Origin of the sequence: Rhodococcus sp. NPDC057529 (genome assembly GCF_042802055.1) — a bacterium.
Classification (GTDB): domain Bacteria; phylum Actinomycetota; class Actinomycetes; order Mycobacteriales; family Mycobacteriaceae; genus Rhodococcus_F.
Genome location: NZ_JBHVEY010000022.1, coordinates 112,048 through 128,622 on the forward strand (window position 1 = coordinate 112,048; position 16,575 = coordinate 128,622).

The window sequence follows — 16,575 nt, forward strand, 5'->3', positions numbered from 1 at the left end:
TGGCAAAAGTACGGCTAGTTTCTGGTGAGTGATCGGAGCCACATTCCGATCGAGATGTGGCAGAGGAAGCAGGGCGGCGTCCGGGTCGCGGACGTTCCCTCTCCTCCACGAATGCCCACCAGAAAGGTGCCTTCAGCATGGATTTCGACCTCGAAGAACTCGCCGCCATCATCGAACAACTCGACAAGACCGAGTTCACCGAGTTCCGCTTCGAGCAGGGCGACGTGCGCATCGCAGTCCGCCGCGGCTCGGCCGGCCCGGAGCTGGATCGCATCCCGTTATCGACGCCGGCCACTGCTCCTGCTTCAGCGGCGGCTCCCGCGACCGTCCCCTCCGACGTGGCGGTCGACCGCACCCCTGTGCCGGCAGACCCACCGACCACTGCCGCCGATCCGGGTGACATCGTGGTCACCGCCCCGATGCTCGGCACCTTCTACCGTTCACCCAAGCCTGGCGAACCGACGTTCGTCGAGGTCGGCGACAAGGTCGAGGCCGACGAGGTCGTGTGCATCGTCGAGGTCATGAAGCTCATGAACTCGGTGCCCGCCGGCGCCCAGGGTGAAATCACCGCAGTGTTCGCCGCCGACGGGGACCTCGTCGAATTCGGGCAGCCCCTGTTCGCGATCCGGCCGATCGGATGAGCACTCGAGTTTTCGTCGCGAACCGCGGGGAGATCGCCGTCCGCATCATCGAGGCCTGCGATCGACTCGGATTCGAGACCGTCCTCGGCGTCTCGACCGCCGACCGAACCACCTTGGCGGCACGCCGCGCCGGACGTGTGATCACCCTCGGCGGACCCCGCGCGACCGACAGTTACCTGAACATGAACGCGGTGGCCCAGGCGGCGGTGTCGACCGGCTGCACCGCCGTCCACCCCGGGTACGGTTTCCTCTCCGAACGGCCTGCCTTCGCCCGGCTCTGCGCCGAGAACGGCCTGACGTTCGTCGGCCCGGCACCGGAGGCTCTCGAGGCTCTCGGCGACAAGCTCAGCGCCCGCAAGCTCGCCGAATCCGTCGGTGTGCCCGTGTCCGCGGGCGGGACCGCCGAAACCCTCGACGCGGTGACGGAGCTGGCCGCGACCCTCGGTTACCCGCTGCTGATCAAGGCGGCGCATGGCGGCGGCGGTCGCGGGATGAAGCGCGTACGCAACGCGGCGGAACTCGCCGACGCGTGGGATGTCGCCTCCGCCGAGGCCGAAGCGTCCTTCGGTGACGGAAACGTCTTCCTCGAACGCTTCGTCGAGAACGCCAAGCACGTCGAGGTGCAGATCCTCGGCGACCGGCACGGCAACCGCGTCCACCTCGGTGAGCGCGAATGTTCGGTGCAGTACCGGTACCAGAAGGTGGTCGAGGAATCCCCGTGCGCGGCACTTCCGGATGGCACCCGCGACCTGCTGCACACGAGCGCACTCAAGATCGCCGACGCGCTCGACTACGTGGGCCTGGGCACGGTCGAGTTCCTCTACGACGTCACACGCGACACCCTGGCGTTCCTCGAGGTCAATCCGCGGCTGCAGGTCGAACACCCGGTCACCGAAGGTGTCACCGGTCTCGACCTGGTTCGCGAGCAGCTGCTCGTCGCCCTGGGCGAGCCGCTCTCGTTCCGGCAGGACGAGGTGTCGATCACCGGGCACGCCGTCGAATGCCGGATCACCGCGCAGGATCCCGCACGACAGCTGGCGCCGTCGCCGGGACGCGTCAAGCGCTGGCGCCCACCGGTCGGTGGCGGGATCCGGCTCGATTCGCATATCTACGAGGGTTACCACTTCCCACCGTTCTACGACGCGCTGATGGGCAAACTCATCACCTGGGGTGAGGATCGCGACGCCGCGATCACCCGGATGATCAGCGCACTGGATGGCTTCGAGGTCGGCGGTGTGACCACGTCACTTCCCCTGCTCCAGCGCATCGTCGACCACCCCGACTACCGGGAGAACTCCGTGACCACGCGGTGGCTGGAAACCACACTCGAGAGTGAGGACAACTGATGGCCGAGATCTCCCTCGTCGACGTCACCCTCCGTGACGGCAACCAGAGCATCTGGGGCGCCACCGGTGTCACCACCCGGATGGTCGAAGGTGTCACACCGGCACTCGACCGGGTCGGCTATCGGGCACTCGAACTGGTCTCGAGCACACTGATGGCGACCGCGGTGCGGTACCACCGGGAGGACCCGTGGCAGCGCCTCCGGGCCGCCCGCGACAGGACACCGAACACGAAACTCGGATTCCTCACCACCGGGAAACGTTTCATCACCTTCCACCGCACCCCGGACGCGGTGTTCGAGTTGGCGTTCTCCCTGCTGGTCCGCAACGGCGTCACCCGGCTGTGGGTGATCGACCCGATGCACGACATGGAGGGCGCGAAGCGCACCGCCGCGATGGCCAAACGTGTCGGCTTCGACGAGGTCGTCGGGGGCATCTGCTACACCACCAGCCCGGTGCACACGGACGGGCACTTCGCGTCCAAGGTCGCCGAACTCGACAACTGCGACGACATCGACTCGGTCTACCTCAAGGATCCGTCCGGGCTGCTCACCCCCGACCGCGTGCGTTCCCTGGTGCCGCTGTTGCAACAAAGCCTGTCGACCGTGCAGCTCGAGGAGATCCACTCGCACAGCACCACCGGTCTGTCGCCGATCACCGTTCTCGACGCCGCCGATCTCGGCGTGCACACCATCCACTGCGCCCTGCCGCCGCTCGCCAACGGCGGCTCGCACCCCGAGGCGCAGCGGTTGGTTGCGAACCTGCGCGCCCGCGGCCACACCGTGAATGTCGATCTCGAGGCGATGGCGGAGGCCTCGGCCTATCTTCAGCGGCAGGGGAAGCTGAAGAATCTGCCGGTCGCGACGGTCAACGAGTACGACGAGGCCTACTACCGCCACACCATCCCCGGGGGCGTGCAATCGACCACCCGGCGTCAGTTGACCGAAATCCGCCGACCGGACCTGTTCGACGCGGTGATCGAGGAGTCCGTGCAGGTGCGCGAGGACCTCGGCTGGCCGATCGTGATGACGCCGTTCGCGCAGTACATCGTCGCCCAGGCCACCCTCAACGTGATCTCCGGCGACCGCTACTCGCAGATCTCCGACGAGGTCGTCGACCTGCTCCGCGGCGATTTCGGCCCGCTGCCCGGGCCCGTCAACCCGGACCTGCTCGATCGTGCGCTCAGCACCAAGCGTGGACAGCAATCGCACGCCGACGCCAACGATGTCACCGTCGAGGACCTGCGCAGGCGCTTCGGCCACACCCTCTCCGACGAGGAACTGCTGCTGCGGGCGGTCATGCCCGCAGCACAGGTCGACGCCATGGCCGCCGCGGCCACCTCACCGGCGAACACGCTCAGGTCGCTGCTCGGATCGATCGGCGCGGGCTCCGGCGTCACCCACATCGACGTCTCGTCCGGCGACACCCGACTCTCCCTGACCCGTGAACCTGGGAAAGCGAGCTCCCGATGAGCGAGATCCTCACCCGCACCCGCGCCTGGGTGCTCGACGTCGACGGGTGCCTGATGCAGACCGCACGCGCCGGGGGCGCCGGCGGCCGCGCGATGCCGAGAGCCGGCGAGTTCGTCGCGGCCCTCCGCGGCGCCGGTCATCAGGTCGTGCTGTGCACCAACGCATCCCAGCAACCACCCGGCCGGTACGCGGCGCACCTGCGGCAGCACGGCATCGACATCGACGACGCGGACGTCGTCACCGCCGGCAGCGCCGCGGCCGACTTCATCGCCGCCCACCACGACGGTGCACGCGTCCTCGCGATCGGCGATGCCGGGATCGTCGAACCGCTTCGCGCCCACGGCGTCGACCTGCTCGACCCGGCGACCGATTCCCCGCCCGCGGACGTCGTCGTCGTCGCGGCCGCCGACGACTACACCACCACCGTGATCAACGCCGGCTGCCTCGCGGTCGACGCCGGCGCACCGCTGTACACCACCGTCGCGAGCCCCTGGTTCCACGGCGGACTCGGGAAATCGGTCGCCGTGTCTACCGCGATGGCCCACGCGATCGGCTGGGTCACCCGCACCGAGCCGACCGTGCTCGGCAAACCGTCGCCGCAACTCGGGCAGACCCTGATCCGCCGATTCGGAATCGACCCGAGCCAGATCGCCGTGGTCGGCGATGCCGCCGCCGAGATCGACCTCGCCCGCGCGGTGGGCGCGGGAAGCGTCCTCGTCCTGTCCGGCGCCACCGACGAGACCGCCCTCGGCGCGCTGCCCGAGGGCCGCCGCCCGGACGTCGTCGCCACCGACGTCGCCGAACTCCTCGACCTGCTCACCCCTCATCTCGCCACTCAAGGAGCACGGGCATGACAACCCAGCCTGAGATCGACTCCCGCCCCGACCTCACCGATTCGACCGAGGCCGCCGCCCGGACCCGGTTCGACTTCTTCGACGAAGCCGCCACCCCGGCAGGTGCCGAGGGGTGGGAGTCGATGTACCCCTACTTCCTGGTGCCGAGCGAGGAGACTCGCGACGAGGAGAACTCCCGCTTCTGGTTCGCCGACACCATGCACTGGTCCCGCGGCTGCCACCCGTTCGACTCGATCGGAGCCGAAGCGGTGTACCTGGGGGCGGGCCAGTTCAGCACCCGCATCTTCGCCCTGCCGGTCTCCCTCGGTCTCGATGTCCGCATCGTCAACGGTTACGTCTACATCTCCCCGATCGCGGTCGACGACCCCGCTCGGATCCAGGAACGCGCCGGGCACTTCCGGGAGCGCGCCGGCTACTACTACGCGAACTGGGACGAGCTGTACGCGAAGTGGAAGACGAAGATGGAAGGCGTCATCGCCTCCATGAGCAGCATCTCGTTCCCGGCTCTCGGTGAGTACGACCCCGTCGAAGTGGTGACCGAGGCACGCGGTCGATCCACCTCCTGGAACATCATCGAGAACTACCACCGCCTGATCGACGAGTTCTTCCTGGCATGGCAGTACCACTTCGAGTTCCTGAATCTGGGCTACGGCGGCTACATCACCTTCTTCCAGTTCTGCAAGCAGGCGTTCCCGCTGATCAGCGAGCAGTCGATCTCCCGGATGGTCGCCGGCGTCGACATCCTGGCATTCCGGCCCGACGAGGAACTCCGCAAGCTGGCGTCCAGCGCACACGAACTCGGTCTCGCGGACATCATCTGCGCGGAACGGCCGCACGAGGAGGTCTTCGCTGCTCTCCGCGAGACGGGGACCGGCCGCACGTGGCTCGCGCAGTACGACGAGTCGAAGGATCCGTGGTTCAACTATTTTGCGGAGTACGGCTTCACGCACGATCAGGACACGTGGGCGTCGAACCCGAGTATCCCGCTCAAGGGCATCGCCCGGTACGCGAAGAAGATCGCCGACGGCGCGGACATCTCGCGTCCGGTGGAGCGGCTGCGCACCGAGCGCGACGAAATCGTCGACGGATACCGGGAACTGTTGACCGATGCCGAGGCGCAGCAGTTCGACGAACTGCTCGCCCTGGCCCGCAACGTGTTCCCCTACATCGAGGAGCACAACATCTACGTCGAGCACTGGACCCACAACGTGTTCTGGCACAAGACGTGGGAGCTCGCCGACTTCCTGCTCGCGTCCGGGTTCACCTCGCACCGCGACGACATGTTCTACCTCAACCGTTTCGAGCTGGACCAAGTGTTGTTCGACGTGGTCGAGTCGTGGGCCATCGGCGTGCAGCCGCGCGGAAGAACCCGCTGGCAGGCCGAAATCGTCCGGCGCCGAGGCATTGTCGCCGCACTGCAGGCGCAGACCGCGCCGCCCGCCTACGGCATCCCGCCGGCGCAGGTCACCGACCCATTCGCGGTCATGAACTACGGCGTCACCACCGAACGCGTCGCCGACTGGCTCGGCTCCACCCAGGGCACCGACCTCAACGGCGTCCCCGGCTCGATCGGCATCGTCGAGGGTCCGGTCCGCGTGCTGCGCAACGAGAAGGATCTGAACCTGCTCGAACCCGGCGAGATCCTCGTCGCGCCCATCACCGCCCCGTCCTGGGCCGCCGCGTTCGCTGTCGCGACCGGCGTCGTCACCGACATCGGCGGGATGATGAGCCACGCCGCGATCGTGTGCCGGGAGTACGGCATTCCCGCCGTCGTGGGCACCGGCTTCGCCACCGCCCGCCTGGTCACCGGTCAGCGCGTCCGCATCGACGGCCAGGCCGGCACCGTCACGGTCCTCGAGGCCGTGGCCGAGTGACCGCCGAGACCACCCTGATGAGAACTGAGGTAGCAGCGATGTACACACTCGACTTCGAATCCGATCAGTGCCGCGACGTCCGCGCAACCGGCGGCAAGGCCGCGAGCCTGGCCGAGATGGTCGCGGCCGCTCTGCCGGTGGCGCCGGGCTTCGCCGTCACCGCGGCCGCGTACCGCACGTTCCTGGACCAGGGCGATCTGCGGACCCGGCTGTCCGCCGCGCTCGGCCGACTCGACGGCACCGGCGACCAGGCGAAGTTCGACGACGCCGATCGCGAGATTTCGGCGCTGTTCGAATCGGTGTCCCTGCCCGACGAGGTCGCCGCCGCGATCCGCGAATCGTACGCCGCGCTGTGTGCGAGCACCGGAGTCGAGAACGTCGCGGTCGCCGTGCGGTCGAGTGCGACGGCGGAGGACTCCGTGGGCGCCAGCTTCGCCGGTGAATTCGAGACATGGGTCGACGTTGCCGGCGCCGACGACGTGCTGGCGTACGTGCACAAGTGCTACGTCAGCGTCTACGCCGGCCGGGTGCTGTCGTATCTGTGCGAGAAGGACATTGATCCCGGCGACATCGAAATGGCCGTCGTCGTCCAGAAGACGGTGCGCGCACGGGCGGCAGGGGTGATGTTCACCCTGAGCCCGACGAGCGGGGATCGCTCGAAGATCGCGCTCGAGGCCAGCTGGGGGCTGGGACTGTCGGTGGTCGGAGGTGAGGTGACACCCGATCTGTTCCTCGTCGACAAGATCGGCATGACGATCGTCGAGCGCACACTCGGCGACAAGCGCATCGAGTACCGACGCGGCGACGCCCCACAGCCGGTACCCGACGACCGACGCGAACTGCTGTGCCTGCACGACGACGAGATCCTCGCGCTTGCCGCGCTTGGTAAGAAGCTCGAGAAACTCCACGGTGCCCCCCAGGACATCGAGTTCGCGGTCGACGAGGAGCTGGCGGCCGGCCACAATCTTCTCCTGCTCCAGTGCCGCCCGGAAACCGTGTGGTCCAGCGTCCGGCGCACACCCGCATTCGACACGTCGGCGGGGTTGCTGGGCTGGGTCACCGGCAGCATCTCCGGCACCGCCCCCGCCGCACCCGCGGGAGCCCACGACCTCGCACACAAGCACTGACCGAACGTGGGGCACCTGCACTGCCGTGCGCCGAGCACCGGTGATCGGGCTGACCACGCAAATCGCCTCCAGGTCGCCGTCGCCGGCATTCGCATCCTGGGCATCGGGCCCGCCATGGACGGTGGATATCTCACCAGGTATGCGCGCCAGCCGCACCGAAGCCGGATATGCCTGCAATTGATGTCGACTCACCGATAGGACCGTGCTGATCACCGGCGCTGCAACCGGCATCGGCCGCGCCCCTGCCCTCTCCTTCGCAGCCCGTGGTGCGGCGGTCGTGATCGGTGACGTCGATGCGCGCGCCGAACAGAAAGTCTCGGAGATTGCGGAGGCCGGTGGGCAGGCCACCTTCGTACGGGCCGATGTGAGTCGGGCCGACCAGGTCGAGGCCCTCGTCGCACGCACGGCCGACACATACGTCTCCCTCGACGTCGCCTTCAACAATACCGGCGTGCTGCCGCCCACCGCAGCACTGGCGGAGCAGACCGTGGCGGACTGGGACCGCGTTCTCGGCGTCGATGTCACCGGGGTGTTCCTCTGCCTCGAGTACGAACTCACGCACATGGTGGCTGCCGGGGCAGGCTCGATCGTCAACACCGCATCGGTCGCCGGGTTGATCGCGGACCCGGGAATGGCTCCGTATGTCGCCGCCACGCATGCCGTCGTCGGGCTGACGAAGGCGGCCGCGCTGGGGCTACGCCGCGTCCGGCATCCGCATCAACGCCGTGGCACCCGGAACTCGTGCGCACCCCGATGACCCAGCGCTGGCTCGACGACCCCCAGATGCGGAGCGCGGTCCTCGCCGATTCCCCCATCGGAAGGGCCGCATAACCCGACGAGATCGCCGGGACCGTGCTGTTCCTCGCCTCGACCCTCGCCGGCGCCGTGTACACGGTCGACGGCGCACGCACCACCTACTGAACACCCACCGAGCGCCTGTGTCCTTCGCCAACCGAACCCGCCGGGCGCGTCCGCAATCCTCGGCGCGCTCCCGTGTGTTTTTCGCCTAGCAGAATCTATAGTCGCGAAGATTGCGAACAAGAGAAATCGGAACTACCGTTCATCGAGTGATGTAGGTCGCATCTGCGCTCGGAAGTGTCGAGGAACCCGCTCTCGGCCGCCTCCACCGGTCGCGACTTCGTTCAGCGCCCGAGCGCTGCCCCGAACACATTCCGCACCGAAAGTGACCGACTATGACGACGACCGAGCCCGGCACCCTGCTTCGTCCCGCCCCACCCAAGACCGAGTGGAACCGCAGCCGCATCGGGCGATTCCTGATCGGAGTCGAGCGGCGGACAGGCCGCGACTTTCGTACCTACGAGGACGCGTGGCGCTGGTCCGTCGACAATCTCGACGACTTCTGGGCCGCGATCGCCGACGAGTTCGACATCCGTTTTCACACCCCCGCCACCGCGGTCCTCGGGACGCGCACGATGCCCGGAGCGCAGTGGTTCCCGGGGGGCACGCTGAACTACACCGAGCACGTGGTCCGCGAGTGGTCCGGCCGCGGGCATGACATCGCGATCCGGTCCCGCAGCCAAACCGACGGCAGCGTCGACTGGACCGGTGAGCGTCTACTCGAGGAGATCGGCCGGATCCAGCGCGGCCTGATTCGTCTCGGCGTGAAGAACGGCGACCGCGTGGCCGGCTACCTGCCTAACATCCCGCAGGCTGTTGCCGCCTACCTCGCCGCAGCCGGCCTGGGCGCGCTGTGGTGCTCGGTTCCGCCGGAGATGGGGGCCACCGCAATCCTCGACCGCATCGGCCAGTTGGCGCCGGCGGTGGTGATCGCGGTGGACGGCTACCGCTGGGGCGTGAAGGACATCTCCCGCGACGTCGAACTGGCCGCCATCCGGGCGGCATTGCCGGACGCGAGCTTCGTGCTCCTGCCCTACCTCGACGCAGGGGCGACCGTACCCGCCGGCGTCCTGCCCTACGCGGAGTTCACCGCGGAGCGAGGAGAGGTGATCGGCGAGCCGGTTCCGTTCGCGCACCCGCTCGTGGTGCTGTTCTCCTCCGGCACCACCGGCAAACCGAAGGCCATCGTGCACTGCCATGGCGGCTTCCTCATCGAACATCTCAAAGCCGTTGGTTTGCAGCAGGATCTGGGTCGCGAGGATACCGCGTTCTACTACACCACCACCGGCTGGATGGTGTGGAACCTGATGGTGTCCTCGCTGCTGGTCGGCACGGCTGTGGTGCTCGTCGACGGCGACCCGGCGTGGCCGACGCTCGACGGCGAATGGTCGCAGTGGGCGATCGCCGCCGAGACCGGGGCCACCTTCCTCGGGACCAGTGCCGGCTACCTCGCCACCTGGGCCCACTGCGGGCTTCGTCCGGCGGACCGCTGGGACATGAGCCGACTTCGGGAGATCACCTCGTCGGGCTCCGCGCTGGCAGCGGACGTGCACGCGTGGATCTACCACGCGGTCACCTCCGATCTGCTGATGGCACCGACCTCCGGCGGCACCGACATCTGCACCGCCTTCGTCGGCGGCGCCCCGATCGTCGCGGTCCACGCCGGTGAGATGTCCTGCCGCCCACTCGGTGTCGACGTCGATTCCCTCGACCCACACGGAGCCCCGCTCAGCGACGCCCCCGGCGAACTCGTCGCCCGGCAGCCGATCCCTTCCATGCCCGTGTTCTTCTGGGGCGACGACGATTTCGCGCGTTACACGGCCAGCTACTTCGACGCCTACCCCGGCATGTGGCGGCACGGGGACTGGCTCACCCACACCGAACGAGGCACCTGGGTCATCACCGGCCGCTCCGACGCGACACTCAACCGCGGAGGTGTCCGGCTCGGCACCGCAGAATTCTACGCCGTACTCGACGCGATACCGGACATCACCGACAGCATGGTCCTGCACTTCGAGGACGGCACCGGGATGGGCCGGCTCGTCCTGGCAATCTCCCTCGCCGACTCCGCTGACGCCGCCGACTCCGCCCTCACAAACCTCGAGGCCCGGGTTCGCACCGCCATCCGCACCCAGCTGTCCCCGCGGCACTCACCGGATCACGTCGTGATCATCCCCAGCGTGCCCCGCAACCGGACCGGCAAGCGCCTCGAGATCCCCCTCAAGCGCATCATCAAGGGCGAAGACGTCACCGACGTGATCGACCTCGGCATCGTGATCGACCCGGACGGAGTCGCCGAAGCCGTGAAACGCATCAGCACCGTCCTGCACGCGGTTCCGGCATAGCCGCGCGTACTCGCCAGTGCCGACTACCCGAAAACAGGGAACCTCATGGACCTCTTGCACGACATCCGCCAAGCACCGATGACCCGATTTCAGGTCGTCACCATTGCCATCGCCCTCGCGCTGATCATCCTCGACGGCATCGACGTCGCCGTCATGGCCTACGCAGCACCCGTGCTGTCGAGGGAATGGGACATCGACGGAGTAGCCCTCGGGTTGCTCCTGAGCGCCAGCCTGTTCGGCATGGCCGCCGGATCGATCTTCCTGACCCCCCTTGCAGACAAGATCGGCAGGCGTGCCCTGACGATCGTCGCCTTGTCCCTCGCCGGCACCGGCATGATCTTGTCCATCTTCGCGACCGGCCCGACCGACCTGATGATCTACCGCATCATCACCGGCCTCGGCGTCGGCGGGATGATGGCCAACCTCATAGTCTTAGTCTCGGAATACTGCTCCGACAAGCGACGCGGGGCAATCCTCGGCGTGTACTCCGCCGGCTACCCGATCGGCGCCACCCTCGGCGGCATGATCGTCGGGCCGCTGCTGCCCGCGTTCGGCTGGCGGTCGGTGTTCGTCGTCGGTGCGGCACTGACCGTCCTGCTGTTGCTCCTCAGCATCCGCGCACTGCCCGAGTCCCTGGACTTCCTGCTCACCAAGCGCCCCACGAACGCACTGAACAGGATCAACGCCATCCTCGCGAAGATGAAACGACCGGCGCTGACGGAACTGCCCGACGTCCACCATCCCCGCGCGGACAGTGTGGTGCGCGAAATCCTCACCCCACCCATTCGCTTCCGCACACTCATGCTGTGGATCGGTTACGCCTGCCTGGTGGCTGCCTACTACTTCGTCAACACCTGGACACCCAAGATCATCGCCACCTCGTCCGGCAACGATTCGCTCGGCGTGACAGTCGGCGTCATCGCCAACGCCGGCGGCATCATCGGCTGCCTCATCTTCGGCGCCCTCGCACTGCGCTTCCACACCCGGCTCCTGCTGGTGGCAGCACTCACGCTCTCCGCACTCACCTACATCGGATTCGGGCTGATGTTCCAAACCCTGTCAGTGGCCATCGCCATCGCGCTGCTACTCGGCATCCTCACCACGGCCGCAATCGCCGGGTTCTACTCCTCCACACCCGAGGTCTATTCGGCCCGGTCCCGGGCCACCGGGATGGGCTGGATGATCGGGGTCGGACGCCTGATGTCGATCGTGGCCCCGATCCTCGTCGGCGTCCTCCTCGACGGCGGGCTGAAGCCCGAAAACGTCTTCTACCTCTTCGCGATACCCCTCGCAGTGGCCGCACTGTGCGTCCTCGCGCTCGGGGTATCGGTACGACGCGGCGACCGGTCGGTGACCGGCAGCGCCCCCACCGCACCGGTGCCCCCCGGTGACCGCCGATCCACCGTAGACGCACAAGGGAATCAATAGTTCATGCGTAAGGTTCTCGTCACCGCCGGCGTCCATGGCATCGGACTGGCCATCACGACGTACTCGCTGCGCACGGTGACCGCGTCCGCATCGCAGATGTCGACCAGGTCGTCTCTCATTTCGCCGAGCCATCCAAACTCGCCGACCTGGTTCCATTTCTCGCGAACCCGGCAAGCCGATCGACTACCGGCCAGACGGTCCCGATCGATGGCGAGACAAATGCCGGCCAGTGAACGACATCATTTTCCGACCACACCACCCTCGAAAAGGAGTGCCGCGTGAGCAGGTACGAGTACGGCATCGACTTCGACAAGATCGACGCCATCGACATCCACACCCACGTCGAGATCGACGGCTGCGGACACCGGTCCCTCGACGACGAACTGATGGCCGCATCCGAAAAGTACTTCAAGTCCGGCGAGGAACGCACCCCGTCCATCGACGCGATCGCCGACCACTACCGGGCCCGCAACATGGCCGCAGTCGTTTTCACCGTCGACGCCGCCTCCGCCAGCGGACACGCCGCGAACTCCGTCGAAGAGATCGCCGAAGGCGCCGCCCGCCACAACGACGTCCTCATCCCGTTCGGCTCCGTCGACCCCTGGCAGGGCAAGGCCGCCGTCCGCCGCGTCCACCGCCTCGTCGACGACTACGGCGTCAAGGGCTTCAAATTCCACCCCAGCATGCAGGGATTCGAGCCCAACGACCGCCGCTTCTACCCGCTCTACGACGCCATCACCGAGGCCGGGGTCCCCGCCCTCTTCCACACCGGCCAGACCGGCATCGGCGCCGGCCTGCCCGGCGGCCACGGCATCAAACTGCGCTACTCCGACCCCATGCTCCTCGACGACGTCGCCGCCGACTTCCCCGACCTCACCGTGATCATGGCCCACCCCGCCGTCCCGTGGGTCGACGCACAGATCTCCATCGCCACCCACAAGGCCAACGTCTACATCGACCTGTCCGGATGGTCGCCGAAATACTTCCCGCCGCAGCTGGTCAAGGCCGCCAACAGCATGCTCCGCGGCAAGGTGCTCTTCGGATCCGACTTCCCCGTCATCCAGGTCGACCGCTGGATCAAAGACTTCGAGAACCTCGACATCAAACCGGAGGTCGCGCCGCTGATCTTCAAACAGAACGCGCTGCGCGTCCTCGGTCGGGGTTGACAAACCGCCCTGGGTGGGGACGCGATCGGACCCGCCCAGGCGAGTACCCGAGGGTCGAGCGTCGGTACGTTGCGGCGCTACCGGCCTCGCACGGCCGGCCGACAGCACGACGGTCGGTGTGGTCCGATTACGTTGCTGGGGAACGCAATTACGCGTGCAGGTGCGCGGTCAATCGTCCCTCCGGATCGACCCTGCCCAAGATGGCGTCGCCTATCGTAGCCAGCTGGTCGAGCTGTTCGGGTGTCAGTGCGTCGATGACGTGCTGCCGGACGTTGGCGACGTGGCCCGGTGAGGCGTCACGGACCTTGTCCCAGCCGGTTGGAGTCAGCCGTACGTTGGTGGCACGGGCGTCCTCCGGGCACGCGGAACGCTCCACCAGTTCGCGGTTCGCCAGCCGTTGTACGACGTGCGACAGCCGTGGCAGGGTTGCATTGGTTTGCGCCGCCAGCGCCGTCATCCGCAATGTGCGGGCGGGCGCCTCCGAGAGCATCGCCAGCGCGAAGTACTCGAAGTATGTCAGCGTGGCATCCCGGCGCAACTGCGAGTCCAGCACACCGGGCACGAGTTCGAGTATCGCCGCCAGCCGGACCCACGCCGCCCGCTCCTCCTCGTTCAACCATTGCGCCCGCACGGACACATCCTCCCAGAAAAAGGTTGTCGCAACAACCTTCGTGGGCGTACAGTGATAGTTGAAGCATCAACTATCGGCAGGTGAACGGGGAGCACTCCATGACACACATCAGCATCATCGGCACCGGACTGATGGGCCAGGCCATCGCCGGCGTCGTCGCCAAAGGCGGCACCACCGTCGAACTGTTCGACACAAGAGACACAACGAAGCAGGTGAGCGGGGATATCGTCGTCCTCGCCGTCCCCTACCCGGCAGTGGCCGAGATACTGACCCAGCGCAGTGACCAGTTCGCGGGAAAGGTCGTGGTCGACATCACCAACCCGCTGAACTTCGAGACGTTCGACTCACTGACGGTTCCTGCCGACAGTTCGGCTACCGCCGAGATCGCTGCTGCGCTGCCGCAGTCGCGGATCCTGAAGGCCTTCAACACCACCTTCGCCGGCACGCTTGCGGCAGGCACGGTCGGCACCGTGCCCACCACCGTCCTCATCGCCGGTGACGACGCGGACGCGAAGTCGCTGCTCGCCGGGGTAGTCACCGCAGGCGGACTCCGCGCCATCGACGCCGGCTCGCTCGCACGAGCCCGTGAACTCGAGGCCGTCGGCTTCCTCCAATTGACCCTCGCCGCCAGCGAGAAGGTCTCCTGGACCGGTGGTTTCGCCGTGATCCCGTGACCGCTGTCCGGCGCTCGCCGTTCCGATACGACCGGTAACACCCCACCTACACACTCGAGGGAGATTCAATGACACAGCGCGTACTCGTCACCGCAGGTGCGGGCGGAATCGGGCTGGCGATCGCCAAGGCATTCGCCGCCACAGGTGCCCGCGTTCACATCGCCGACGTCAACGCCGAGGCCGTTGCGGCCATCACCGCCGAAAACAGCACGATCAGCGGTTCGGCCGCAGACATCAGCACCGCCGACGACCTCGACGTATTGTTCCGAAACATCGCAGACCATCTCGGCGGACTGGACGTCCTGGTCAACAACGCCGGCATCGCCGGTGCCACAGTTCCGGTGGCGGACTATCCGGTCGACACCTGGAACGCCGTGCTCGGGGTCAACCTCACCGGCACCTTTCTGGTCACCCAGCGCGCGATCCCGTTGTTGAAGGAATCCGACGCCGGTTCGATCATCGTGATGTCATCACTCGCCGGCCGCTTCGGCTACCCGAACCGCGTCGCCTACTCGACTACCAAGTGGGGTCTGGTCGGCTTCACCAAAACCCTTGCCCTGGAACTGGGCGAGGCCGGCATCACCGCCAACTCCATCCACCCCGGCGCGGTCGCCGGACCGCGGATCGAGAGCGTTCTTGCCGGCCGAGCCGAATCGAACGGCACCACGCTCGAAGCCGAGACCGCCACGGCACTGGACAATCAGTCGGTGCGCACGTTCATCGACCCGGACGACATCGCACAACTGGCTGTCTTCCTCGCCGGACCGCACGCACGCACCATCTCGGGCCAGATGTTCCCGATCGACGGCGACTCGAAGCACGCCTGACGGGGCGAGGAAGTCACACCATTATGACAGTCTCTCCCGACCCCACCTCCGTCCCAGGCGGCTCTGCAGCGGGGGCGGCGACCACCGCCCGCCCCGGCCTGTGGAGGGGCCGCATCCTGATCATCCTCGGTCTCCTCTTGCTGGGAATCGGACTACGCTACGCCGTCACCGGCCTCTCACCTCTGCTGACCACTGTCACCTCCGAACTCGGGATCGGCACCGCGGGAGCAACTATCATCGGCATGTTGCCCACGCTGAGCTTCGGCATCGGCGGCTTCGTTGCACCGCTGATCGTGCGCCGGATCGGCCCGGAAGGTACCGCGCTCGTCGCCGTGACGATGGCCGCATTCGGATCGCTATTGCGCCCGTTCATCGACAGCCCCGCACTCTTCATGGGGCTGACATTCCTCGCGTTGCTGGGCATGGGCTTCGGCAACGTCGTCGGCGCGCCACTGGTCAAGAAGCACTTCCCGGACCGGCAAGCCACCATGGTGTCGGCGTTCACCCTGTTGATGCAGGCCGGCGCGACGTTGCCCGCGATCACCGCCGTGCCGGTCTCCGACACGGCCGGCTGGCGGGCTTCGCTCGCCTCGTGGGGGTTGATCTCACTCCTGGCGATACTGCCGTGGACGCTGATCCTACTTCGGAATCGGCCGAACCCCAACGATTCCCCCACCGGGACGACCCGTGCATCCGCGGGAGGCCCGCAATTGGGGCTCGCTCAGATACTCAGGAGCCCCGTCGCACTGGGTACCGCCCTGTTCTACGCCATGGCGTCGCTCAACATCTACGCGATGCTCGCGTGGATGCCGACCATCCTCGAGGACGGCTTCGGACTGGACAAGAGCGGTGCCGCATCCGCTTTCTCCGTCTACACCTTCATGACCCTGCCGATGGCGGTGATCACTCCCATCCTCGCCAACAAGCTCCGTAATCCGACCCTTCTCGCCGTGCTCATGGCAGCCGTCGGCCCGCTCGGGTATCTGGCCATGATCTTCGGAGTCGGACCGCTCTGGGGGGCGGCGCTGATAGCAGGCCTGGCCGGAGGTGCGTTCCCTCTGGCGATTGCGATGTTCAACCTGCGCAGTCGCACCCCGTCAGGTTCGGCAGCCGTGGCCGGGTTCGCAATGGGCGTCGGATATCTGTTCGGCACCCTCGGTCCGCTTCTCGGGGGCTGGCTCTTCTCCGCAACCGGCGACTGGACCGTCCCGCTGTGGGTTTATGCAGCAACGGTTTTCCCCATGACCGTCGGCGCCGTATCGATGGCCAAGCCGGGTCGGTACATCGAGGACGTACTCGACACCATCCATCGAGGATGAGGCCGCGATGCCACCC

15 protein-coding genes are annotated in these 16,575 nt (G+C 67.1%); 13 read left to right on the forward strand and 2 right to left on the reverse strand.

From position 1 onward, the window contains the following. Positions 1-137 precede the first annotated feature (137 nt). From accB to ACFU5V_RS33575, 9 genes are all read left to right on the forward strand, one after another. Positions 138-641: an acetyl-CoA carboxylase biotin carboxyl carrier protein gene (accB, locus tag ACFU5V_RS33535; protein WP_378704370.1), complete on the forward strand. Its 504-nt coding sequence runs from the start codon at positions 138-140 to the stop codon at positions 639-641. Further along, positions 638-1,987, forward strand: coding sequence for an acetyl/propionyl/methylcrotonyl-CoA carboxylase subunit alpha (locus tag ACFU5V_RS33540; protein WP_378704373.1), 1,350 nt, complete (start codon positions 638-640; stop codon positions 1,985-1,987). The genes accB and ACFU5V_RS33540 overlap by 4 nt, the downstream gene beginning before the upstream one ends. Continuing rightward, positions 1,987-3,456, forward strand: a complete 1,470-nt coding sequence (locus ACFU5V_RS33545; protein ID WP_378704376.1) for a hypothetical protein — start codon at positions 1,987-1,989, stop codon at positions 3,454-3,456. The genes ACFU5V_RS33540 and ACFU5V_RS33545 overlap by 1 nt, the downstream gene beginning before the upstream one ends. After that, positions 3,453-4,310: an HAD-IIA family hydrolase gene (locus ACFU5V_RS33550; protein ID WP_378704378.1), complete on the forward strand. Its 858-nt coding sequence runs from the start codon at positions 3,453-3,455 to the stop codon at positions 4,308-4,310. The genes ACFU5V_RS33545 and ACFU5V_RS33550 overlap by 4 nt, the downstream gene beginning before the upstream one ends. Continuing rightward, complete coding sequence (locus ACFU5V_RS33555; RefSeq protein WP_378704381.1) at positions 4,307-6,184, forward strand: PEP-utilizing enzyme; 1,878 nt, start codon at positions 4,307-4,309, stop codon at positions 6,182-6,184. The genes ACFU5V_RS33550 and ACFU5V_RS33555 overlap by 4 nt, the downstream gene beginning before the upstream one ends. A gap of 38 nt (positions 6,185-6,222) precedes the next feature. Next, a complete protein-coding gene (locus ACFU5V_RS33560) occupies positions 6,223-7,311 on the forward strand; it encodes a PEP/pyruvate-binding domain-containing protein (protein WP_378704384.1) in 1,089 nt (362 codons plus the stop codon). Positions 7,312-7,513: 202 nt separating this feature from the next. Next, positions 7,514-8,068, forward strand: a complete 555-nt coding sequence (locus ACFU5V_RS33565; protein ID WP_378704386.1) for an SDR family NAD(P)-dependent oxidoreductase — start codon at positions 7,514-7,516, stop codon at positions 8,066-8,068. A gap of 436 nt (positions 8,069-8,504) precedes the next feature. Beyond that, positions 8,505-10,514: an acetoacetate--CoA ligase gene (locus ACFU5V_RS33570; protein ID WP_378704389.1), complete on the forward strand. Its 2,010-nt coding sequence runs from the start codon at positions 8,505-8,507 to the stop codon at positions 10,512-10,514. 45 nt (positions 10,515-10,559) lie between these two features. Further along, positions 10,560-11,942: an MFS transporter gene (locus ACFU5V_RS33575; protein WP_378704392.1), complete on the forward strand. Its 1,383-nt coding sequence runs from the start codon at positions 10,560-10,562 to the stop codon at positions 11,940-11,942. Here the strand turns inward: ACFU5V_RS33575 and ACFU5V_RS33580 are convergent. After that, a complete protein-coding gene (locus tag ACFU5V_RS33580; protein ID WP_378704395.1) occupies positions 11,936-12,061 on the reverse strand; it encodes a hypothetical protein in 126 nt (41 codons plus the stop codon). The two genes, ACFU5V_RS33575 and ACFU5V_RS33580, sit on opposite strands and share 7 nt — an antisense overlap. A 159-nt stretch (positions 12,062-12,220) precedes the next feature. Between ACFU5V_RS33580 and couO the strand changes: the two genes are divergently transcribed. After that, complete coding sequence (couO, locus tag ACFU5V_RS33585) at positions 12,221-13,108, forward strand: 4-hydroxyphenyl-beta-ketoacyl-CoA hydrolase (protein ID WP_378704398.1); 888 nt, start codon at positions 12,221-12,223, stop codon at positions 13,106-13,108. 148 nt (positions 13,109-13,256) lie between these two features. Here the strand turns inward: couO and ACFU5V_RS33590 are convergent, their stop codons facing one another. After that, positions 13,257-13,739: a MarR family winged helix-turn-helix transcriptional regulator gene (locus tag ACFU5V_RS33590; RefSeq protein WP_378704401.1), complete on the reverse strand. Its 483-nt coding sequence runs from the start codon at positions 13,737-13,739 to the stop codon at positions 13,257-13,259. Positions 13,740-13,837: 98 nt separating this feature from the next. Between ACFU5V_RS33590 and ACFU5V_RS33595 the strand changes: the two genes are divergently transcribed. The 3 genes from ACFU5V_RS33595 (at position 13,838) to ACFU5V_RS33605 (ending at position 16,559) form a co-directional block, all read left to right on the forward strand. Then, positions 13,838-14,413, forward strand: coding sequence for an NADPH-dependent F420 reductase (locus ACFU5V_RS33595; RefSeq protein WP_378704404.1), 576 nt, complete (start codon positions 13,838-13,840; stop codon positions 14,411-14,413). Positions 14,414-14,481: 68 nt separating this feature from the next. After that, complete coding sequence (locus ACFU5V_RS33600; RefSeq protein ID WP_378704406.1) at positions 14,482-15,240, forward strand: SDR family oxidoreductase; 759 nt, start codon at positions 14,482-14,484, stop codon at positions 15,238-15,240. A 23-nt stretch (positions 15,241-15,263) separates the two neighbouring features. Beyond that, positions 15,264-16,559, forward strand: a complete 1,296-nt coding sequence (locus tag ACFU5V_RS33605) for a CynX/NimT family MFS transporter (RefSeq protein WP_378704409.1) — start codon at positions 15,264-15,266, stop codon at positions 16,557-16,559. Positions 16,560-16,575 lie beyond the last annotated feature (16 nt).

Coding starts and splice junctions, on each gene's coding strand:
- ACFU5V_RS33560 (WP_378704384.1), top strand. CDS start 6,223: ATGTACACACTCGACTTCGAATCCGATCAGTGCCGCGACGTCCGCGCA.
- ACFU5V_RS33540 (WP_378704373.1), top strand. CDS start 638: ATGAGCACTCGAGTTTTCGTCGCGAACCGCGGGGAGATCGCCGTCCGC.
- ACFU5V_RS33580 (WP_378704395.1), bottom strand. CDS start 12,061: ATGAGAGACGACCTGGTCGACATCTGCGATGCGGACGCGGTCACCGTG.
- ACFU5V_RS33595 (WP_378704404.1), top strand. CDS start 13,838: ATGACACACATCAGCATCATCGGCACCGGACTGATGGGCCAGGCCATC.
- accB (WP_378704370.1), top strand. CDS start 138: ATGGATTTCGACCTCGAAGAACTCGCCGCCATCATCGAACAACTCGAC.
- ACFU5V_RS33600 (WP_378704406.1), top strand. CDS start 14,482: ATGACACAGCGCGTACTCGTCACCGCAGGTGCGGGCGGAATCGGGCTG.
- ACFU5V_RS33555 (WP_378704381.1), top strand. CDS start 4,307: ATGACAACCCAGCCTGAGATCGACTCCCGCCCCGACCTCACCGATTCG.
- ACFU5V_RS33545 (WP_378704376.1), top strand. CDS start 1,987: ATGGCCGAGATCTCCCTCGTCGACGTCACCCTCCGTGACGGCAACCAG.
- ACFU5V_RS33550 (WP_378704378.1), top strand. CDS start 3,453: ATGAGCGAGATCCTCACCCGCACCCGCGCCTGGGTGCTCGACGTCGAC.
- ACFU5V_RS33605 (WP_378704409.1), top strand. CDS start 15,264: ATGACAGTCTCTCCCGACCCCACCTCCGTCCCAGGCGGCTCTGCAGCG.
- ACFU5V_RS33575 (WP_378704392.1), top strand. CDS start 10,560: ATGGACCTCTTGCACGACATCCGCCAAGCACCGATGACCCGATTTCAG.
- ACFU5V_RS33570 (WP_378704389.1), top strand. CDS start 8,505: ATGACGACGACCGAGCCCGGCACCCTGCTTCGTCCCGCCCCACCCAAG.